Raw genomic sequence first — 4,195 nt, 5'->3', positions numbered from 1 at the left:
CGTGACGAGGGCGGTCCCGTCCGTTTCCTGGAGGCGTTGGCGCGGTTGCACGTCCAGGGCGTCGGGGTCGATTGGGCGGCGTTGGTGGGCCGGGATGCGGGCTGGCCGGTTGAGCTGCCGACGTATGCCTTCCAGCGGCAGCGTTTCTGGCTGGAATCCCGCCAGGGCACGGAAGACCCGACGGCCGGTGGCGACGAGGTCGACGCGCGGTTCTGGGACGCGGTCGAACGCGAAGACCTCGGTTCCCTGGCGAAGATCTTGGAGTTCGGCCCCGACGGCGACGACGAGTTCCTGAAGGCCATGGGCTCCGCCCTCGGCACCCTCGCCACGTGGCGGCGCGGACGGACCGAGAAGCACTTGCTCAACCGGCTCCGCTACCGGGTGGCCTGGACGCCGCTCCCACCGGCCCCTGCCGGCGCACCGACCGGATCGTGGCTGGTGGTCGTGCCGCCCAACACGGCCGATGACGATCGCATCGCCGGCATGGTACGGACGCTGGACGGCCTGGGCATGCGCACGCGGATCGTGGAGTTCGCCGAGACCGACAGCACCGGCTACGTCGACCTCATGCGTCGGACGCTGGCCGAGGAGGAATTGACCGGAGTCCTGTCCCTGCTCGCCCTGGACCCGCGCGAGCGCCCGGGATCCCCGGTGCTTACGGAGGGCACCGCCGTCACGCCGGCCCTGATACGGGCCCACGGCGAGGTCGCCGCCGGACCGCGGCTCTGGTGCGTGACCAGCGGCGCCGTGAGCATCGGCCCCACGGATCGTCTGCGGGCACCGGAACAGGCGGTCGTCTGGGGCCTCGGCCACGCGGCGGCGCTGGAACACCCGGACCGCTGGGGCGGTCTCGTGGATCTGCCCGAGGCGATCGACGCGCGCACGGGACTGGCCCTCCTCGGTGTGCTGAACGGGACGAGCGGTGAGGATCAGGTCGCGGTGCGATCGGCAGGCGTGTTCGGCCGCCGCCTCTCGGAGAGTCCGCTGCGGACCGAACCGACACGGCGCAACTGGCGGCCCCGCGGCACCGTGCTGGTGACCGGCGGTACCGAGGGCCTCGGCCGACACGCCGCTCGGTGGCTGGCGGAAGCCGGTGCGGAGCACCTCCTGCTCACCGTCGAGGGGGATCCGCAGGCACCGCACGTCCGCGACTGCGTGGCCGAACTGACCGGGCTGGGCGTCGGAGTGACGGTCTCAGGTGCTGACATATCCAGCCGCGCCGGTGTCGCCGAGCTGTTCGCGGAATCGGCCGCGCGCCCGGCCCTCACCGCCGTGGTGCACGCGGCCGACCTGGCCAGGATCATGCCGGTCGGGGAGATCGACGCGGACACGCTGAGCGAGGTGCTGTCGGTCAAGGCCGATTCGGCCCTGTACCTGGACGAGATGCTGGGCGACCGGCCTCTCGACAGTTTCGTGGTCTTCTCCTCGGCGGCGGGCGTGTGGGGCGGCGGCGGTCAGGGCGTCGCCGGTGCCGTCAACGCCTACCTGGACGCACTGGTGGAGCACCGTCGGGCACGCGGCCTGTCGTCGACCTCGCTGGCCTGGGGTGTGATCGAAGGGATCGGCGTGGCCGCCGATCCCGAGGTGCAACAGCTGCTTCGTCGCCGAGGCGTGACGCCCATGGCGCCGGAGGTGGCTGTGGGGGCGCTCTCCGCCGCGATCCAGTCCGACGACGGTGTGGTCGCCGTAGCGGACATCGACTGGTCGACGTTCGTGCCGGCCTTCACCTCCTCGCGTCCCAGCCCGCTGCTCGGAGATCTGCCCGAGGTACGGCGAGTCACCGAGGCTGCCGACTCCGGCCCGGACCAGGCGGAGGCCGATTCGCGGCTCGCGGAGCTGCTGGCGGGGGCGGGTGAAGCCGAGCAGACCCGGATTCTGCTGAAGCTTGTCCGCGAACAAGCGGCTGCGGCGCTGGGTCACACGGACCTGGAACAGGTCAAGCCGAGGCAGGCCTTCCAGGAGATGGGTTTCGACTCGCTGGCCGCGGTCACTCTGCGCAATGCACTGGCAGCGGCCATCGGTGCCGGCCTCCCGGCCACGGCGATCTTCGACTATCCGACACCGGCGGCGCTCGTGGAGTACCTCCGCGAAGAGCTGGCCGCCGATCCGGCGGGCGAGGTCGAGGTCGACGAGGCGGAGTTCCGCCGGGTGCTGGCCGCCGTTCCGCTCAGCCGCTTCCAGGAGGCGGGCGTACTCGACGCGCTGTGGTCGATGGCGCGATCGGAGCCGACAGCCTCGGAATCCGGCCAGGTGCCGGACGGCAGCGAGGAAATCGAGCTGATCGATGCGATGGACGTCGACGATCTCGTGCAGCGGGCCCTGGGCCGCACCCAGCCGTGATCAATAGGTGAAGGACGAGGAAATCATGGCTGCTCAGAGCGAACAGATAGTCAACGCCCTACGTGCTTCCCTGAAGGAGAACGCCCGCCTTCAGCAGCAGTACGACCGGGTCGTGGCCGCCAACTCGGAACCGATCGCGATCGTGGGGATGGCGTGTCGGCTTCCCGGCGGAATCTCCAGCCCGGAGGAGCTCTGGGATCTGGTGGTCGCCGGCGGTGACGGCATCTCGGGCTTCCCGGGCAATCGTGGTTGGGACCTGGAGAACCTGTATCACCCGGACCCGGACCACCTGGGCACCAGCTACTCCCGCGACGGTGGCTTCCTGCACGACGCGGACGAGTTCGATGCGGGGTTCTTCGGGATCTCGCCGCGTGAGGCGCTGGCGATGGATCCGCAGCAGCGGCTGATCCTGGAGACCTCGTGGGAGGCGCTGGAGCGGGCCGGCATCGACCCGGCCACCCTGCGCGGCAAGCCCGTCGGCGTGTTCGCCGGCATCGCCTTCCATGACTACGGCACCGATCCGCAGGATGCCCCGGATGGACTCGAGGGCTTTCTCCTCACCGGTGGTGCGGGGAGCGTGCTGTCGGGCCGGGTGTCGTACGTGCTCGGGCTTGAGGGCCCGGCGGTGACCCTGGACACCGCCTGCTCCTCCTCCCTGGTGGCCCTGCATCTGGCGGCGCAGTCGCTGCGGTCGGGGGAGTCCTCGTTGGCGCTGGCCGGCGGTGTCACGGTGATGGCCGAACCGGACGCGTTCGTCAGGTTCTCGCGGCAGCGTGGTCTTGCAGTCGATGGCCGGTGCAAGTCGTTCGCGGCCTCCGCCGACGGCACCGGCTTCGCGGAGGGTGCGGGTGTGCTGGTGCTTGAGCGGTTGTCGGACGCGGTTCGCAACGGGCACCGGGTGCTGGCGGTGGTGCGGGGTTCGGCGGTGAATCAGGATGGTGCGTCGAATGGGCTGACCGCGCCGAACGGTCCCTCGCAGCAGCGGGTGATCCGGCGTGCGTTGGCGAACGCGGGCCTGTCCGCCACCGAGGTCGATGTGGTGGAGGCGCACGGCACGGGGACGGTGCTGGGTGATCCGATCGAGGCGCAGGCGGTCATCGCGACCTATGGTCAGGGTCGTGACGCGGATCGGCCGTTGTGGCTGGGTTCGTTGAAGTCGAACATCGGTCATACGCAGGCGGCTGCGGGTGTGGCGGGTGTGATCAAGATGGTGCAGGCGATGCGTCACGGTGTTCTGCCGCGCACGCTGCACGTCGATGAGCCGACTCCTCAGGTGGACTGGTCGGCGGGTGCGGTGGAACTGCTCACCGAGGCCCGGCAGTGGCCCGAGACGGGACATCCCCGTCGTGCGGCCGTCTCCGGTTTCGGTGTCAGTGGTACGAACGCGCACGTCATTTTGGAGCAGGCGCCGGAGCAGGTGCCGGCCGAGGGTGAGCAGGGAGCCCTGGAGGGGCCGGCCTTGGCGGGCTCGGCCTTGGAGGGCCGCCCGGCCTTGGAGGGCTCGGTTGTTCCCCTTCTCCTCTCGGGGCGTGGTCAGGCTGCTTTGGGGGGTCAGGCCGCTCGGCTGGCGGGGTTCCTGTCGGAGCGCGCCGAGGACGAACTCTCGTCTGTGGCGCGGTCTTTGGTGATGACTCGTGGTGCCCTGGCGGATCGTGCCGTGGTGGTGGCGGCGGATCGTGAGGGGGCGGTGGCTGGTCTGGAGGCTTTGGCTCGGGGGGAGTCGGTGCCTGGTGTGATCACTGCGGGTCGTTCGGTGGTGGAGGACGGCCGGTTGGGGGTGTTGTTCTCGGGTCAGGGTTCCCAGCGGGTGGGGATGGGCCGGGAGTTGTATGGGCGTTTCGGGGTGTTCCGTGAG

At 70.4% G+C, this 4,195-nt stretch carries 2 protein-coding genes; both read left to right on the top strand.

The window, feature by feature from the left end; all coding sequences use genetic code 11:
• A partial coding sequence (locus tag AC067A_RS37315) for an SDR family NAD(P)-dependent oxidoreductase (protein ID WP_479248130.1) occupies positions 1–2,340 on the top strand: 2,340 nt, incomplete at its 5' end.
• Between the two features lie 7 nt (positions 2,341–2,347).
• Positions 2,348–4,195: type I polyketide synthase (locus AC067A_RS37310; protein ID WP_479248128.1), on the top strand; the 1,848-nt coding region annotated here is incomplete at its 3' end.

This window comes from Streptomyces sp. NPDC043176, assembly GCF_056436715.1.
Note: the sequence above shows the minus strand (reverse complement) of the source record. Positions and strands in the feature narration are given on the sequence as shown.